Source organism: Nocardioides pini, assembly GCF_026712185.1.
GTDB lineage: Bacteria > Actinomycetota > Actinomycetes > Propionibacteriales > Nocardioidaceae > Nocardioides > Nocardioides pini.
In genome coordinates, this window is sequence record NZ_JAPPUX010000004.1 from 449,791 (window position 1) to 464,922 (window position 15,132).

The window sequence follows — 15,132 nt, forward strand, 5'->3', positions numbered from 1 at the left end:
ACGGATCGGAGTGCACGGTGGCTGCCGTCTGCGACATCTGCGCCAAGAAGCCGGGCTTCGGAAACAACCGTCCCTGGTCGCGCAAGATCACCAAGCGTCGTTTCAACCCCAACATCCAGCGCGTCCGGGCGACCGTCAACGGCACGCCCAAGCGCATGAACGTCTGCACCGGTTGCCTCAAGGCCGGCAAGGTCTCGCGCTGACCTGACGTCTTCTTCGTCGAGGCCCCCGTCGCTCTGCGGCGGGGGCTTCGTCGTTCCTGTGGGTCTCCGCTCGCGCGGGCCGCCGCTGTCGGAGTCCCCGCGCGAGCGGGGAGTCCGACACCTGGAGGCCCGTGCAAAGGCCCCCAGGTGTCGGACTCCCCCTCCGAGTGCGCTTGAGTCTCCGAGGGACTCAGCGGCGAGGAGCGTCAGAAGTGGGTCCAGCCGGTGGGGCCGTCGTACGCCGCGCCGTCGACGGTGACGCCCTCTCCCTCGGTGACCTCGCCGACCACCTGCCAGCCGGCCGGCACCGAGGAGGCGTCGGGGAAGGTCGCCAGCAGCGAGTGGTCGTCGCCGCCGCCGAGGATGAACTGCATCGGGTCGGCGCCGAGGGCGGCGCCGACGGCCTGGAGCGGCTCGGGGACCTCGAACGCGCCGGTGCGTACGTCGATGGCGACGCCGCTCGCGTCGGCGAGGTGCCCGGCCTCGGCGAGGAGGCCGTCGGAGACGTCGATGAGGGCGGTTGCCCCGGCCTCGGCGGCCTGCTTGCCCGCGGCGTACGGCGGCTCCGGACGGCGGTAGGCGTCGACGAGCACCCGCGGGGAGCGGAAGCCGCGGCCGAGGACCGCGAGGCCGCCTGCGGCCCACCCCTGCCGGCCGGTGAGCGCGAGGACGTCACCGGGCCGGGCGCCCGAGCGGAGGACGGGCGCCTGGGTGCACTGGCCGAGCACCGTCACGGCGATCATCACCTGGTCGGCCCGGGTGACGTCGCCGCCGACGACCGTCGCGCCGACGCTCGCGCACTCGTCGGCGAAGCCGCGGGCGAAGTCCAGCGCCCACGCGAGCGGGAGGTCGGCGGGAGCCGCGAGGCCGATGGTGAGGTGGCGCGCGGTCCCGCCCATCGCGTTGACGTCGGAGAGGTTCTGGGCCGCGGCGCGGTGGCCCACGTCGTCGGCGCCGGCCCAGTCGCGCCGGAAGTGCCGCCCCTCGACCATCAGGTCGGTCGAGACCACCACGTGGCCGTGCTTGATGCGCAGCACGGCGGCGTCGTCGCCGGGTCCGACGAGCACGTGCTCGTCGCCCTCGAAGATCTCCACGAGCTCGGAGATCAGGCCGAACTCGCCCGCGTCGCCGAGGGTTGCGTCAGGTGCCGGTGCCATGCGCCCATCCCACCAGACCGAGGTGGTGACCACTGTCACCCATCCCCTGTCGGGGCCGGCGCGCGGCGCGGTAGGTTGTGCCGGTCACACCCGATGAACGAGACCGAGGAGTCCACGATGGTCGTCCAGGCCTACATCCTGATCCAGACCGACGTCGGCAAGGCCGCGGAGGTCGCCCGCGAGATCGCCCAGGTCAACGGCGTCACGCTCGCCGAGGACGTCACCGGTCCCTACGACGTGATCGTCCGTGCCGAGGCGAAGAACGTCGACGAGCTCGGCAAGCTCGTCGTCTCGAAGGTGCAGAACCTCGACGGCATCACCCGCACGCTCACCTGTCCGGTCGTCCACATCTGAGCCGTCCGGCCCACGTGCACCTTCGCCGACGCCTCGGTCCGCCCGCGGACCGGGGCGTCGTCGCGTCCGGGGTGGCCGCCCTCGCGCTCGCCCTCGCGGGCTGCAGCAGCACCCCGACGATCGACGACGCCGACCTGTCACCGGCCGACCGGGCCGCGTGCGAGTCGCTGGTCGCCGACCTCCCCGACACCCTCGCCGGCGCCGAGCGGCGCGACGTCGAGCCGGACGACGCGCTGGGCGCGGCGTGGGGCGATCCGGCGTACGTCCTCACGTGCGGCGTGCCCGAGCCGGACGACTACGAGCCGACCGCCGAGTGCAACGTCATCGACGGCGTCGGCTGGTACGTCCCCGACGACCAGCTCACCGACCAGGGCGAGGACGCGACGCCCATCGCGCTCAGCCTCGAGCCGTACGTCGAGGTGCTCGTGCCGGCCGACTACCGCACCGAGGGCATCGACCGCGCCCTGGCCGAGCTGGCACCGGCGCTGAAGGGGCACCTCGGCGACGGCCTGCCCTGCCTGTAGCCGCGGGCGGCCTCAGCGGAGGCCGGTGTCGCGGCGCAGCGCCAGCTGGACGAGCCGGTCGACGAGGTCCGGGTAGGACATCCCGGTGGCGGCCCACAGCTGCGGGTACATCGAGGTCGGTGTGAAGCCCGGCATCGTGTTGAGCTCGTTGATCACCACCGAGCCGTCGGGCATCACGAAGAAGTCGACGCGCGCCAGACCTTCGCACGACAGCGCCTCGAAGGCCCGCACGGCCATCGCGCGCAGCTCCTGCTCGACCTCGGCCGGCAGGTCTGCGGGGATGTCGATCTCGGTGTGCTGGTCGGCGAGGTACTTCGCCTCGAAGTCGTAGAACTCGTGGTCGCCGCCGGTGCGCACCTCGCCCGGCCGCGACGTCTCCGGCGGGCCCTCGAGCGTGCCGAGCACCCCGCACTCGACCTCGCGCGCGCCCTCCATCGACTGCTCCACGAGCACCTTCGGGTCGTGGCGGAATGCCTCCTCCAGCGCCGCATCGACCTCGGAGGCGTCGTGCACCTTGCTGATGCCCATGCTGGACCCGGCGCGGGCGGGCTTGGCGAAGGACGGGAAGCCGAGCTCCTCGACCCGCGCGCGCACGCCGATCGGGTCCTGCTCGAGCTCGGTGCGGGTGACCACGATGCCGGGGGTGACCGGGAGGCCGGCGGCCTGCAGGACGACCTTCATGTAGGCCTTGTCCATGCCGATCGCGGACGCGAGCACGCCCGAGCCGACGTAGCGGACACCGGCCATCTCGAGCATCCCCTGCAGGGTGCCGTCCTCGCCCCACGGCCCGTGCAGCAGCGGGAAGACGACGTCGACCTCCCCGATGACCGACGGGACGCTGGCCGGCTCGGCGACCACGAGGTCGGTGCCGGTGGCCGCGCCCATGAGCGCCACCGGGGACCGGCCGGCGTCGACCCGCGGCAGGTCGCTGCCGCGGATCGCGAGCCGGGCGGGCTCGTCGCTCTCGAGGACCCACCGCCCGTCGGGGGCGATCCCGACCGGCACGACGTCGTACGCCTCGCGGTCGATCGCGGCGAGCACGCTGCCGGCCGTCACGCACGAGATGCCGTGCTCGGAGGAGCGGCCTCCGAAGACGACGGCGACGCGCGGCTTGCGGGCGCCCGGGTCGGCAAGGGGGTCGGTCGTCTTGTCGGAGGAGGTGTCGTTCATCGCCTCGACCCTATCCACCTACGCTGGCGCGCATGGCTGCAGACTCACCGCTCAGGCCCGGCACGATCGCCGTCACGGCCGGCAGGCCCGACAAGGTCCCCGACGCCCCGCTCAACACCCCGATCACCATGGCGGCCACCTACGTCGCCGGTGGCGAGGTGGAGTACGGCCGCTACGGCAACCCCACCTGGACGGCGCTGGAGGACGCCCTCGGTGCGCTCGAGGGCGGTCGGTGCCTGACGTTCGCGTCCGGCCTGGCGGCGGTCGCCACGGTGCTCGACCTGGTGGGCAAGGAGGGCAAGGTGGTCGTGCCCCGGCACGGCTACACCGGCACGATCATGCAGCTCGCCGACCTCGAGGCCCGCGGTCGGCTCACCGCCGAGATGGTCGACATCACCGACACCGACGCGGTCGTCGCGGCCTGCGACGGCGCCTCCCTCGTGTGGCTGGAGTCGCCCACCAACCCTGCCCTCGAGGTCGCCGACATCCCGACGATCACGAAGGCCGCCCACGAGGCGGGGGCCTACGTCGTCGTCGACAACACGTTCGCCACTCCCCTGCTCCAGCGCCCCCTCGAGGACGACGTCGACCTCGTCGTCCACTCAGCGACCAAGTACCTCGCGGGCCACTCCGACGTGCAGATGGGCGCGATCGTCACCCGCGACGACGAGCTGTACGGCGTGCTCAAGGGCCGCCGCGACCTGGTCGGCGCGATCCCCGGCCCCTTCGAGGCGTGGCTGACGCTGCGTGGCCTGCGCACCCTCCACCTGCGCGTCGAGCGCGCCCAGGCCAACGCCCAGGAGCTCGTGCGCCGCCTCGGCGAGCACCCCGCGCTGTCGGAGGTGCGCTACCCCGGCTTCGGCGCGATCGTCAGCATCGTCCTCGCCCAGGGCGAGATGGCGGCCGACCTCCTCAGCCGCAAGACCCGGCTCTGGATCCACGCCACCTCGCTCGGCGGCGTCGAGTCGAGCCTCGAGCGCCGCCGCCGCTGGAAGGCCGAGGCCGCCACCATCCCCGACGGGCTCGTCAGGCTCTCCGTCGGGATCGAGGACGTCGAGGACCTCTGGGACGACCTGCGCGCGGCGCTCGACGGCTGCGTGGGCTGAGCGTCTGCGGCGTGTCGGCGGACGGCTCGCCCTTGTCGGAGTCCCCGCCCGCGCGGGGACTCCGTCACCTGGAGGCCGTTGTAACCCCCTCCGAGTGTCCGACTCGCCCGACAAGTCGGGCGCGAGGTCAGTGACGCCCAGGACCCGAGGTCGCGCAGCGGCCGTCAGGAGACCTCGGCCCGGGTTGCATCTCGCTGAACCGGTCTCGATACGGCTCCGTCGAGGCTTCGTACCTCAGCCTCGGTCGCCACTCGACCACCGATGAGCGGCCCTGAGCTCCTTCGTCGCTCAGTGCAGCTCGGGCTTGGTGTCGCGCGCGATGAAGGAGTTCATCATGTCGAGCGCGGTCATCTTGCCGTCGACCACGGCGTCGACCGCCTCGGCGATCGGGGCGTCGACCCCGGTGCGGCGGGCGAGCTCGAGCAACGACTTGCAGGACTTCGCGCCCTCGGCGACCTGACGGGTGGAGGCGTAGATCTCCTCGGTCGTCATGCCCTGCCCGAGGCGCTCGCCGAAGGTGCGGTTGCGCGAGAGCGGCGACGAGCAGGTGGCCACGAGGTCGCCGAGGCCGGCCAGGCCCATGAGGGTCAGCGGGTTGGCGCCCTGAGCGGTCGCCAGGCGGGCGGTCTCGGCGAGGCCGCGGGTGATGACGGAGGCGGTGGTGTTGTCGCCGAAGCCCAGCCCGACAGCCATCCCGACGGCGAGGCCGACGACGTTCTTGTAGGCGCCACCGATCTCGCAGCCGAGCACGTCGACGGAGGTGTAGGGCCGCCACGACGGCCCGTGCGTGATGGCCTGGATGTGCTTGGCGCGCTCCTCGTCGACGCAGGCGACGACCGACGCGGCGGGCTCGCGGCGGGCGATCTCGCGCGCGAGGTTGGGTCCGCTGACGACGGCGATCCGGTCGGCCGAGGCGTCGGTGACCTCGTGGATCACCTCGCTCATCCGCATGAGGGTGCCCAGCTCGACGCCCTTCATCAGCGATACGAGCGTCGCCTTCGCGGGCAGGATCGGCGCCCAGGCCGTGAGGTTCTCGCGCAGGCTCTGCGACGGGACGGTGAGCACGACGACGTCCGCGTCGGCCGCGACCTTCTCGGCGTCGGTCGACGCCGAGATCGACGGCGGCAGCTCGATGCCGGGCAGGTAGTCGGTGTTCTCGCGGCGCTCGTTGACGGCCTCCACGACCTCCTCGCGCCGGGCCCACAGGGACACCTCGTTGCCGGCATCGGCCAGCACGAGCGAGAAGGCGGTGCCCCACGACCCGGCACTGAACACGGCGATCTTCGTCATCGGGTGCGCTTCCTCTTCGTGCGGTGGGCGGTGTCGTGCGGGTTGCCGATCTCGCGTACGCCGCTGGTGCGGGGGTCGTAGCGCTGCTCGGGTGCGGGCTCGTCGCGGATGTCGGCGACGATCGCCGTGATCGCGGCCATGATGCGGTCCGTCGCGCGCGCCGTCGTCTCGGGGGACGGCGGGAGCGCGACCAGGTCGGCGAGGTCCACGGGGTCGCCGGCCTTCATGACGATGTTCTTGCGCGGCACGAGGTGCAGGCGCTTCGTGTAGGGCGGGAGCACCTCCTGTGCACCCCACTGTCCCACCGGGATCACCGGGCAGCCGGTGGCCAGGGCGATGCGGGCCGCACCCGTCTTGCCCTTCATCGGCCAGAGGTCGGGGTCGCGCGTCAACGTCCCCTCGGGGTAGATGATGATGCACTCGCCCTCGCCGATCGCCTTCACCGCGGCGTCGTAGGCACCGATCGCGTTGCGGCTCAGCCGCTCGACGGGGATCTGGCCGGCCGAGGTCAGGAATCCCCCGAGGTACTTGTTCGTGAAGAGTCCGGACTTCGCGAGGTAGCGCGGCAGCCGGCCGTGGTCGTAGACGAAGTGGGCCGACAGCAGCGGGTCGACGTGGGAGATGTGGTTGATCACCACGATGCACCCGCCGGTGGCCGGGATCTTCTCGCCGTCGATCCACGTGCGCGAGGTCGCGCTGAGCAGCGTCGGCTTGAGGATCGAGGCGGCCACGCCGATCGCCCAGCCCCGCTTCTGCTCGAGCTTCCTGACGCGCACCGCCATCCCTCCCGGTCGTGCTCTCCTCACGGGCCGCGCCCGGACGCAGCCTGCGTCGCGAGCAGGCTACTCGGTCGGCAGGGCGCGGGTGGCGCACCGGCACGCTGGTCCGGGATGGGAGGATGGTCGAGATGTCCGCCGATGCCCGAACCGCGCGCTGCGTCGTCGTCGTACCCGTCAAGCCGCCCACCTACGGCAAGTCCCGCCTCACCGGGCTCGCCGACGAGCACCGACGTGACCTGGCCGAGGCGTTCGCGCTCGACACCGTCCAGGCGGCCGCGGCGACACCGGGCGTCGACGCCGTCCTCGTCGTCACCGACGACCACCGCCTCGCCGCGTCCGTGCGCACCCTCGGGTGCGCGGTGATCCCCGACGGCGTCAGCGACGACCTCAACGCGACGCTCGTGCAGGCGGCCGCGGAGGTCGCGCGACGCTGGCCGGGAGCGGTGCCCGTGGTGCTGTGCGCCGACCTGCCGGGGCTGCGTCCCGTCGAGCTGGCCGGCGTGCTCGGTGAGGTGCGCGAGCAGGTCGAGGCCGGACGCGCCGCCTTCGTGCGCGACGACGCGGGCACGGGCACGACGCTGTACGCCGCACCTGCTGCGTCGTTCGACCCGTCGTTCGGTGTCGCGTCCGCCTCGCGGCACGAGGGCGCCGGGGCCGTCGAGGTGGGCCGGACCGCGACCAGCGTGCGCACGGACGTCGACGACCCGGACGACCTGGACGCCGCGCTGCTGGCGGGCGTCGGTCCGCACACGACCCGGGCAAGCGAAGGGCGGGCCACCCGCTCGGGGTGACCCGCCCGTGTCTCGGAGCGGCAGCGAGGTGGCTGCTGCGTCAGGACTTCTTCGCGGTCTTCTTCGCCGTGCTCTTCTTGGCGGTGCTCTTCTTCGCAGGCGCCTTCTTGGCCGCCGACTTGCTGGCCGTCGACTTGCTGGCCGTGGACTTGCTCGCGGTGGACGTGCTGGCCGCCTTGGTCGCGGTCTTCTTGGCGGGCGCCTTCTTGGCGGTGCTCGCGCTCGTGGTCTTCTTGGTGGTCGTCTTCTTGGCGGTGGCCTTCTTGGCCGTCGACGTCGACGCCTTCTTCGCCGGCGCGGACTTGGAGGCCGTGGACTTGGAGGCCGTGGACTTGGAGGCCGTCTTCGCCGGTGCGGACTTCTTGGTCGCGGCTCCGGTCACCGCGGCCGCCGCGGCCCGGACCCCGGGCGGCTTCGGCATCGTGGCGGCGGTCAGCTTGGGCAGCTTCTTCGCACCCGAGATGACGTCCTTGAGCTCCTTGCCGGCGGAGAACTTCGGCACGGCCTTCTTCTTCGACTTCATCCGCTCGCCGGTCTGCGGGTTGCGGACCCAGCGCGCGTTGCGGACTGCCTTCTCGAACGAGCCGAAGCCGGTGATGGCGACCTTCTCACCCTTGGCGACCTCGCGGGTGATGGTGTCGAGCACGGACTCCAGTGCGTGGGCCGCCTGCTTGCGGTTCCCCTCGTAACGCGCGGCGAGCGCGTCGATGAGCTCTGACTTGTTCACTAGCTTCCCTTCCCAATGAACCTCGGACGCCGAGCTCGTGCTCGACCCTCTGCAAGGCACGCTAAGCACATGCAGGGGTGAGGACAATCACCAAAGGCCCTGTTTGTAGGGGTTTTTCAAGCAGTGACGGGCTTCCAGCTCGGACGGCCGGCCTCGAAGGCGGCGATGTCGGCGTCGTGCGAGAGCGTGATGCCGATGTCGTCGAGGCCCTCGAGGAGCCGCCACCGGGTGTAGTCGTCGATGTCGAAGGAGTCCTCCACGGCGTCGTCCCCGGCACCCGCGCGGACCGTGCGGCTCTCCAGGTCGACGGTGATCTCGCCGCCCGGGTGGTCCTCCAGCCAGTCCCACAGCCGCTGCACGACCTTCTCGTCGACCTGCGCCGCCAGCAGCCCGGCCTTGCCGGAGTTGCCGCGGAAGATGTCGGCGAAGCGTGAGGAGATGACGACCTTGAAGCCGTAGTTCTGCAGGGCCCACACGGCGTGCTCGCGCGAGCTGCCGGTGCCGAAGTCCGGACCCGCGACGAGCACCGAGCCACCGGCGTACGTCGGGTCGTTGAGCACGAAGTCGGGGTCGCCACGCCAGGCCGCGAAGAGGCCGTCCTCGAAGCCCGTGCGGGTCACGCGCTTGAGGTAGACCGCCGGGATGATCTGGTCGGTGTCGACGTTGCTGCGCTTGAGCGGGACGCCGACGCCGGTGTGGGTGGTGAACTTGTCCATGGCTCAGGCCTCCTGGAGGGTCGCGACGGGCTCGAGGTCCGCAGGTGAGGAGAGGGTGCCGCGCACGGCGGTGGCGGCGGCGACGGGAACGGAGACCAGGTGCGTACGACCGCCCTTGCCCTGCCGTCCTTCGAAGTTGCGGTTGGACGTCGACGCGCTCCGCTCCCCCGGGGCGAGCTGGTCGGGGTTCATGCCGAGGCACATCGAGCAGCCGGCGCCGCGCCACTCCGCGCCGGCGGCGATGAAGATCTTGTCGAGCCCCTCGGCCTCGGCCTGGAGGCGTACGCGCACCGAGCCAGGCACGACGAGCAACCGGGTGTCGGCGGCGACGGTCCGTCCCTCGAGGATCGAGGCCGCCAGCCGCAGGTCCTCGATGCGGCCGTTGGTGCAGGAGCCGACGAAGACCGTGTCGACCTTGACGTCGCGCAGCGGGGTGCCGGCCTCGAGACCCATGTACTGCAGGGCCTTCTCGGTCGCGACCTTGTCGTTGGGCTCGTCGAAGTCGTCGGGGCTGGGGACGGTGGCGCCGAGGGGCGCGCCCTGGCCGGGGTTGGTGCCCCACGTGACGAAGGGCGTCATGGTGGAGGCGTCGAGCTCGATCTCCTTGTCGAAGACCGCGTCGTCGTCGGTGCGCAGCGTCTTCCAGTGCGCGACCGCGGCGTCCCAGTCGGCGCCCTTCGGGGCCTCCGGCTTGCCCTGGATGTAGTCGAAGGTCGTCTGGTCGGGCGCGATCAGGCCGGCCTTCGCACCCCACTCGATCGACATGTTGCACACGGTCATCCGGCCCTCCATCGAGAGCTCCTCGATGGCCGGGCCGCGGTACTCGACGATGTAGCCCTGCCCACCGCCGGTGCCGGTGTGCGTGATGAGGGTGAGGACGAGGTCCTTGGCTGTGACACCCTCGGGCAGGCTGCCGTTGACGGTGACGGCCATCGTCTTCGGCCGGGCCTGCGTCAGCGTCTGCGTCGCGAGCACGTGCTCGACCTCGGACGTGCCGATGCCGAACGCGATCGCACCGAAGGCCCCGTGCGTGGAGGTGTGCGAGTCGCCGCACACGATCGTCATGCCCGGCTGGGTCAGGCCGAGCTGCGGGCCGACGACGTGGACGATCCCCTGCTCGACGTCACCGAGCGGGTGGAGCCGGACCCCGAAGTCGGCAGCGTTCTTGCGCAGCGTCTCGACCTGCGTGCGGCTCACCGGGTCGGCGATCGGCTTGTCCCAGTCGAGGGTGGGGACGTTGTGGTCCTCGGTCGCGAGGGTGAGGTCGGGGCGGCGCACGGTGCGGTTGGCCAGGCGGAGGCCGTCGAAGGCCTGCGGCGAGGTCACCTCGTGGAGCAGGTGGAGGTCGATGAAGAGGAGGTCGGGCTCTCCGTCGGCGCTGCGGACGACGTGCTCGTCCCACACTTTCTCGGACAGGGTCTTGCCCACGACGAATCTCCTTCTCGGTTGAAGCGGTGCACCGACGCTACATCTTGCATCCCACTCTCTGAGATGAGAATATCGGCATATGGACAACGGATCTGGCGTCGGCGTACTCGACAAGGCAGCGCTCGTGCTCGCGGCGCTCGAGGCCGGACCGGCCACCCTGGCCGGCCTCGTGGCCGGCACCGGGCTCGCCCGACCCACCGCCCACCGGCTCGCGGTCGCGCTCGAGCACCACCGCCTCGTGGCGCGCGACATGCAGGGCCGCTTCGTGCTCGGCCCGCGACTGGCCGAGCTGTCCGCCGCCGCCGGCGAGGACCGGCTGCTCGCCGCGGCCGGCCCCGTCCTGGCCAGGCTGCGTGACATCACCGGCGAGTCCGCCCAGCTGTGGCGCCGCCAGGGCGAGCACCGCGTGTGCGTCGCCGCGGCCGAGCGCCCCTCCGGCCTGCGGGACACGATCCCGGTCGGCTCGCAGCTCACCATGAACGCCGGCTCGGCCGCGCAGATCCTCCTCGCGTGGGAGGACCCCGAGCGGATGCACCGCGGCCTGCAGAACGCCGCGTTCTCCGCGACCGCGCTGTCCGGCATCCGCCGCCGCGGCTGGGCGCAGTCCGTCGGCGAGCGCGAGCAGGGGGTGGCCTCGGTGTCCGCCCCGGTCCGCTCCCCCGGCGGCAAGGTCATCGCCGCGGTGTCGGTCTCCGGTCCCCTCGAGCGGCTCTCCCGCCAGCCCGGCCGGATGCACGCGCCCGCCGTTCTCGCGGCCGCCGACCGGCTCTCGGAGTCGCTGCGCCGCGCCGCTTCGGAGTAGGCCGCCGCTCGTCTGCGAAGGTGGCGGCACATGGCACGCCACCACGGCGTCCGACGGCGATCTGCCGCCACCTTCCGGCCGACCTCCGGATGGTGGCGGCACATGGCACGCCACCACGGCGTCCGACGGCGATCTGCCGCCACCTTCCGGCCGACCTCCGGATGGTGGCGGCACACGCCACCACGGCGTCCGACGGCGATCTGCCGCCACCTTCCGGCCCCCGGCGAACTCGGGCAGGGTGGGTGCATGGCAGACCTCGTGGACCTCGGCCCGGCCGGCGAGCGGCTGGTCGCCGTCGCCGCCAACGTCACCGACGACCAGCTCGACGACCCGACCCCGTGCGAGGGGCGGACCGTCGGTCAGCTCGTCCAGCACCTCGTCGGGCTGACGCTCGCCTTCCGTGCCGCGGCCGACAAGGACCTCGGCCCCCTCACCGACACGAGCCCCGACGCGGCCGGCTGGCCCGACGTCCGGCCCGGCTGGCGCGAGGCACTGGCCGAGCAGGTGTCGGCGCTCGCCGCGGCCTGGCGCGAGCCCGCGGCTTGGGACGGCATGACCCGTGCCGGTGGCGTCGACCTGCCCGGCCAGGTCGGCGGTCTCGTCGCGCTCGACGAGATCGTCCTGCACGGCTGGGACCTGGCGCGGGCCACCGGTCAGCAGTACGACTGCGACGACGCGACCGCCGAGGCGTGCATGGCGTTCGTCGGCGGTTTCGACGCGGGCGGCACGCCCGGGCTCTTCGGCCCCGCGGTCGAGGTCGGCGCCGGCGCGTCGGCGTTCGAGCAGGTGCTCGCCCGCTCGGGCCGCGACCCGCGCTGGCCCGGCTGAACGGGACCGGGCCAGGCCGGACCGGACCGGACCCGGGCGACGGGTCCAGACCGCTCCGCCGCAGCGATGACGAGGCGGCGAGCCGGTGGGACGATGCGCGCATGGAGGCGCTCGCTCGTGCACTCGACGCGTTGCCCAAGGTCGACCTGCACTGCCACCTCGAAGGCACGATGCAGCCGGCGACCGTGGTCGAGCTGGCCCACAAGAACGGTGTCGCCCTCCCCACCGACGATCCGGCCGAGCTGTACTCCTACTCCTCGCTCGACGAGTTCCTCACCGTCTTCTGGCTCGTCCAGTCGACCCTCGTCGACCGCGACGACTGGGCGCGCCTGGCCCACGAGGCGGTGACCGCGAGCGCCCGGCACGGTGTCGTGCACCAGGAGTGCTTCTTCACCCCGACGCGCCACCTGGCGAGCGGCCAGAGGCTCGCGGGCATCGTCGCGGGGCTCGACGAGGGTCTCTCCGCGGCGGAGACGGAGACCGGCACGACGTGTCGGCTCGTCGTCGACATGGACCGCGCGTTCGGCCCCGAGGCGGGTCGCCAGCTCGTCGAGGAGCTCGTCGACCTCAGGTCGGCCGGCTCGCCGGGCGCGGAGCGGGTGATCGGCGTCGGCATGGACTCGACCGAGCTGGGCGTCGACTCCACGACTTACGCCCCGGCGTACGACGTCGCGCGAGCGGCCGGGCTCCGGCGCACCGGCCACCAGGGGGAGAACGCCACGGCGCGGCAGGTCGCGAAGTGCCTCGACGCCCTCGGGCTCGAGCGGGTGGACCACGGCGTGCCGGTCCTCGACAGCGCGGTCCTGACCGCACGGATGGTCGACGAACGCATCCCCATCACCGTCTGTCCGACGTCCAACGTGGTAATCGCCCGCTGCTTCGACCGCCTCGAGGACCACGTCCTGCCCCGGATGCGCGCGGCCGGCCTGCTCGCGACCGTCAACACCGACGATCCGGCGCTGAGCGACCTCGACCTCGGCCGGGAGTACGCCGCCGTGGCGGAGGCCTTCGGCTGGGGCTGGAACCAGATGGTCGAGATCGCCCTCGACGGCATCGAGGCGAGCTGGCTCGACGACTCGGAGAAGGCGGACCTCCGGACCCTCGTGGCGATGAGCGACGGACCGCCGCCGTAGGCCCCGTCGCGCTCGCCGCTGCGTGGCTCAGAACAGCGCGTCCTGCTCGAGCTCGAGCAGCTGCTGCTTGCGCTCGATCCCGCCGGCGTAGCCGGTCAGCGTGCCGTTGGCGCCGATGACGCGGTGGCAGGGCACCACGATCGGGATCGGGTTGCGACCGTTGGCCAGCCCGACGGCGCGCGAGGCGGCGTTGGTCATGCCCAGCCGTCCGGCGATCTCGCCGTAGGACGCGGTCTCGCCGTAGCCGATGAGCCCGACCTGGGTCCACACGCGCTGCTGGAAGTCGGTGCCGACAGGTGCGAGCGGCAGGTCGAAGTCGGTGAGGTCGCGCCGGAAGTACGCCGTCAGCTGGCGCACGGCCTCGACGAGCACGGGCGCGTCGTCGGAGCGCGCGCCCAGGGGCCGGCCGTCGGTGGGCTGGCGGAATGGTGAGAACTCGATCGCCACGATCGAGCCGTCGCGCTCGACGATGCGCAGGTCGCCCACGGGTGAGGGCATCACGGTCCACATGTCAGTTCTCCTCATCGGCGCGGGGCGGTGCGGGGGTGTCGGGCATCAGGGTGTTCCAGAGGTGCATCAGGGCGTAGGAGCGCCACGGCCTCCACCGCTCGGGGTCGGGGTCGCCGCCCCCGGACGTCGCGAGGTCGGCCAGCAGCCGGCGCACCGCGAGGTCGGTGGGCAGGAAGACGTCGGGGTGCCCGAGGGCCCGCATCGCGACGTAGTCGGCCGTCCACGGGCCGATGCCGGGCAGGTCCAGCAGCGCGCGTCGTACGTCGTCGCGGTCGGGGCCGCGGTCGAGCAGCACCGTGCCGTCGGCGAGCGCCGTGGCCAGCCCGACGAGCGCACGGCCGCGCGCGCGGGGCATCGGCAGCGTGGCCGGGTCGGCGGCCGCGAGCGTCGCGGCGTCGGGGAAGAGGTGGGTCAGGCCGGGGACGTCGGTCTCGACGGGACGTCCGTACTCGGCGACGAGCCGGCCGGCGACCGTGCGGGCGCCGGTGACGCTGACCTGCTGGCCGATGACCGTGCGGATCGCGGTCTCGTCGCCGTCGACCTGGCCGGGGACGCGGAGGCCGGGGGTGGCGCGGACGAGGTCGCCGATCGCGGGGTCGGCCGCGAGGTGGTCGTCCACCGCCCGCGGGTCGCAGTCGGCGTCGAGCAGGCGACGTACGCGCTCGCTCGCGGCCGCCGTGTCGCGCAGGTCCTCGAGCCGGAACTCGGCGGTGACGAAGGCGGTGCCCCCGCCGGCGCGGTCGGACGTGTCGGGCAGGTCGTCCAGCTCGACGCGCACGGTGCCGCTGCCGTGGGGCAGGTCGAGGGTGCGGGCGTACCAGCCGGGTGCAGCAACCTCCACGCCCGGCACGAGGTGGTAGGCGAGGAAGTCGAGCATCCGCCGCCCGGCGAACGGGGTGCGGACGGGCAGGCGCATGGTCACGGCGCCTGCCGTGCGGGCGCCCGCGCGGCGACCACGCAGCTCGCTGGGCGAGGAGGCGTAGATCTCGCGCAGGGTCTCGTTGAACTGCCGGACGCTGGCGAAGCCGGCCGCGAAGGCCACGTCGGTCAGCGGCAGGTCGGTCGTCTCGATGAGCACACGCGCGCTCTGCGCGCGCCGCGCCCGGGCCAGTGCCAGCGGGCCCGCGCCCAGCTGCTGGGTCAGCAGCCGCCCGAGGTGACGCGGGGTGTAGCCGATCCGTCGGGCCAGGCCGTCGACCCCCTCGCGGTCGACGAGCCCGTCCGCGATCAGGCGCATTGCCCGCCCGGCGACGTCGGCGGCGACGTCCCACTCCGGACTGCCGGGCGTCGCGTCCGGCAGGCAGCGCTTGCAGGCGCGGTAGCCGGCGGCGTGGGCACTCGCAGCCGTGGGGTGGAACGTGACGTTGGCCGGCGCGGGCGTCCGTGCCGGGCACGACGGCCGGCAGTAGATGCCGGTGGTGCGGACCGCGGTGTAGAACACCCCGTCGAAGCGGCGGTCCCTGCTCCGGACGGCGCGGTAGCAGGCCTCGGTGTCGAGGTGCCCGGTCGGTGTCATGACCCGAGCCTGTCACCCGACGACACGTCGCACCAGCGGAAATCGGACACTGCCGCGGGGTGCCGGTCGCGGGTGTGTGCGCGCCTCGCCGGACAGGA

The 15,132-nt window shown here is 72.8% G+C and carries 17 protein-coding genes; 8 read left to right on the plus strand and 9 right to left on the minus strand.

Translation table 11 applies throughout. From position 1 onward, the window contains the following. Window positions 1-17: 17 nt before the first annotated feature. Complete coding sequence (rpmB, locus tag NYO98_RS15500; RefSeq protein ID WP_056885645.1) at window positions 18-203, plus strand: 50S ribosomal protein L28; 186 nt, start codon at window positions 18-20, stop codon at window positions 201-203. 206 nt (window positions 204-409) lie between these two features. Here rpmB and NYO98_RS15505 read toward each other — a convergent pair whose 3' ends face one another. Beyond that, complete coding sequence (locus tag NYO98_RS15505) at window positions 410-1,360, minus strand: thiamine-phosphate kinase (protein WP_268112637.1); 951 nt, start codon at window positions 1,358-1,360, stop codon at window positions 410-412. Between the two features lie 117 nt (window positions 1,361-1,477). Here NYO98_RS15505 and NYO98_RS15510 point away from each other — a divergent pair, with 117 nt between their 5' ends. Together NYO98_RS15510 and NYO98_RS15515 are read left to right on the plus strand one after the other, a co-directional pair. Next, the gene (locus NYO98_RS15510) at window positions 1,478-1,714 is read left to right on the plus strand and encodes an Lrp/AsnC family transcriptional regulator (protein ID WP_090972075.1); all 237 of its coding nucleotides are present in this window, start codon (window positions 1,478-1,480) and stop codon (window positions 1,712-1,714) included. 14 nt (window positions 1,715-1,728) lie between these two features. Further along, on the plus strand, window positions 1,729-2,238 hold the full coding sequence (locus NYO98_RS15515; protein ID WP_268112638.1) for a DUF3515 domain-containing protein: 510 nt from the start codon (window positions 1,729-1,731) through the stop codon (window positions 2,236-2,238). Window positions 2,239-2,250: 12 nt separating this feature from the next. On the opposite strand, the gene NYO98_RS15520 is transcribed toward NYO98_RS15515, so the two are convergent. Continuing rightward, window positions 2,251-3,408 (minus strand): D-alanine--D-alanine ligase family protein, encoded by a 1,158-nt coding sequence (locus tag NYO98_RS15520; RefSeq protein WP_268112639.1) that lies wholly within the window; start codon window positions 3,406-3,408, stop codon window positions 2,251-2,253. A 32-nt stretch (window positions 3,409-3,440) separates the two neighbouring features. Here NYO98_RS15520 and NYO98_RS15525 point away from each other — a divergent pair, with 32 nt between their 5' ends. Then, window positions 3,441-4,514 (plus strand): trans-sulfuration enzyme family protein, encoded by a 1,074-nt coding sequence (locus NYO98_RS15525; RefSeq protein WP_268112640.1) that lies wholly within the window; start codon window positions 3,441-3,443, stop codon window positions 4,512-4,514. A gap of 288 nt (window positions 4,515-4,802) precedes the next feature. Here the strand turns inward: NYO98_RS15525 and NYO98_RS15530 are convergent, their stop codons facing one another. Together NYO98_RS15530 and NYO98_RS15535 are read right to left on the minus strand one after the other, a co-directional pair. Beyond that, the gene (locus NYO98_RS15530) at window positions 4,803-5,804 is read right to left on the minus strand and encodes an NAD(P)H-dependent glycerol-3-phosphate dehydrogenase (RefSeq protein ID WP_268112641.1); all 1,002 of its coding nucleotides are present in this window, start codon (window positions 5,802-5,804) and stop codon (window positions 4,803-4,805) included. Then, window positions 5,801-6,580, minus strand: coding sequence for a lysophospholipid acyltransferase family protein (locus tag NYO98_RS15535; RefSeq protein WP_268112642.1), 780 nt, complete (start codon window positions 6,578-6,580; stop codon window positions 5,801-5,803). The genes NYO98_RS15530 and NYO98_RS15535 overlap by 4 nt, the downstream gene beginning before the upstream one ends. Window positions 6,581-6,711: 131 nt before the next feature. Here NYO98_RS15535 and cofC point away from each other — a divergent pair, with 131 nt between their 5' ends. After that, window positions 6,712-7,374, plus strand: coding sequence for a 2-phospho-L-lactate guanylyltransferase (gene cofC, locus NYO98_RS15540; RefSeq protein WP_268112643.1), 663 nt, complete (start codon window positions 6,712-6,714; stop codon window positions 7,372-7,374). 40 nt (window positions 7,375-7,414) lie between these two features. On the opposite strand, the gene NYO98_RS15545 is transcribed toward cofC, so the two are convergent. The 3 genes from NYO98_RS15545 to leuC form a co-directional block, all read right to left on the minus strand. Then, entirely contained in the window at window positions 7,415-8,101 is a 687-nt protein-coding gene (locus NYO98_RS15545) for an HU family DNA-binding protein (protein WP_268112644.1), read from the minus strand. Between the two features lie 116 nt (window positions 8,102-8,217). Next, on the minus strand, window positions 8,218-8,817 hold the full coding sequence (leuD, locus tag NYO98_RS15550; protein WP_268112645.1) for a 3-isopropylmalate dehydratase small subunit: 600 nt from the start codon (window positions 8,815-8,817) through the stop codon (window positions 8,218-8,220). 3 nt (window positions 8,818-8,820) lie between these two features. Next, window positions 8,821-10,245, minus strand: a complete 1,425-nt coding sequence (gene leuC / locus NYO98_RS15555; protein ID WP_268112646.1) for a 3-isopropylmalate dehydratase large subunit — start codon at window positions 10,243-10,245, stop codon at window positions 8,821-8,823. Window positions 10,246-10,324: 79 nt separating this feature from the next. On the opposite strand from leuC, the gene NYO98_RS15560 reads away from it, so the two are divergent. The 3 genes from NYO98_RS15560 (at window position 10,325) to add (ending at window position 13,008) form a co-directional block, all read left to right on the plus strand. After that, on the plus strand, window positions 10,325-11,047 hold the full coding sequence (locus NYO98_RS15560) for an IclR family transcriptional regulator (RefSeq protein ID WP_254180240.1): 723 nt from the start codon (window positions 10,325-10,327) through the stop codon (window positions 11,045-11,047). A gap of 246 nt (window positions 11,048-11,293) precedes the next feature. Next, the gene (locus NYO98_RS15565; protein WP_268112647.1) at window positions 11,294-11,875 is read left to right on the plus strand and encodes a TIGR03086 family metal-binding protein; all 582 of its coding nucleotides are present in this window, start codon (window positions 11,294-11,296) and stop codon (window positions 11,873-11,875) included. A 101-nt stretch (window positions 11,876-11,976) separates the two neighbouring features. Further along, complete coding sequence (add, locus tag NYO98_RS15570; RefSeq protein WP_268112648.1) at window positions 11,977-13,008, plus strand: adenosine deaminase; 1,032 nt, start codon at window positions 11,977-11,979, stop codon at window positions 13,006-13,008. A 27-nt stretch (window positions 13,009-13,035) separates the two neighbouring features. Here the strand turns inward: add and NYO98_RS15575 are convergent, their stop codons facing one another. Both NYO98_RS15575 and NYO98_RS15580 read right to left on the minus strand, forming a co-directional pair. After that, window positions 13,036-13,518, minus strand: coding sequence for a methylated-DNA--[protein]-cysteine S-methyltransferase (locus NYO98_RS15575; protein WP_268112649.1), 483 nt, complete (start codon window positions 13,516-13,518; stop codon window positions 13,036-13,038). A gap of 1 nt (window position 13,519) precedes the next feature. After that, window positions 13,520-15,034 carry a DNA-3-methyladenine glycosylase 2 family protein gene (locus NYO98_RS15580; protein ID WP_268112650.1) on the minus strand — a complete coding sequence of 505 codons (1,515 nt, stop codon included), beginning with the start codon at window positions 15,032-15,034 and terminating at the stop codon, window positions 13,520-13,522. Window positions 15,035-15,132: the final 98 nt, after the last annotated feature.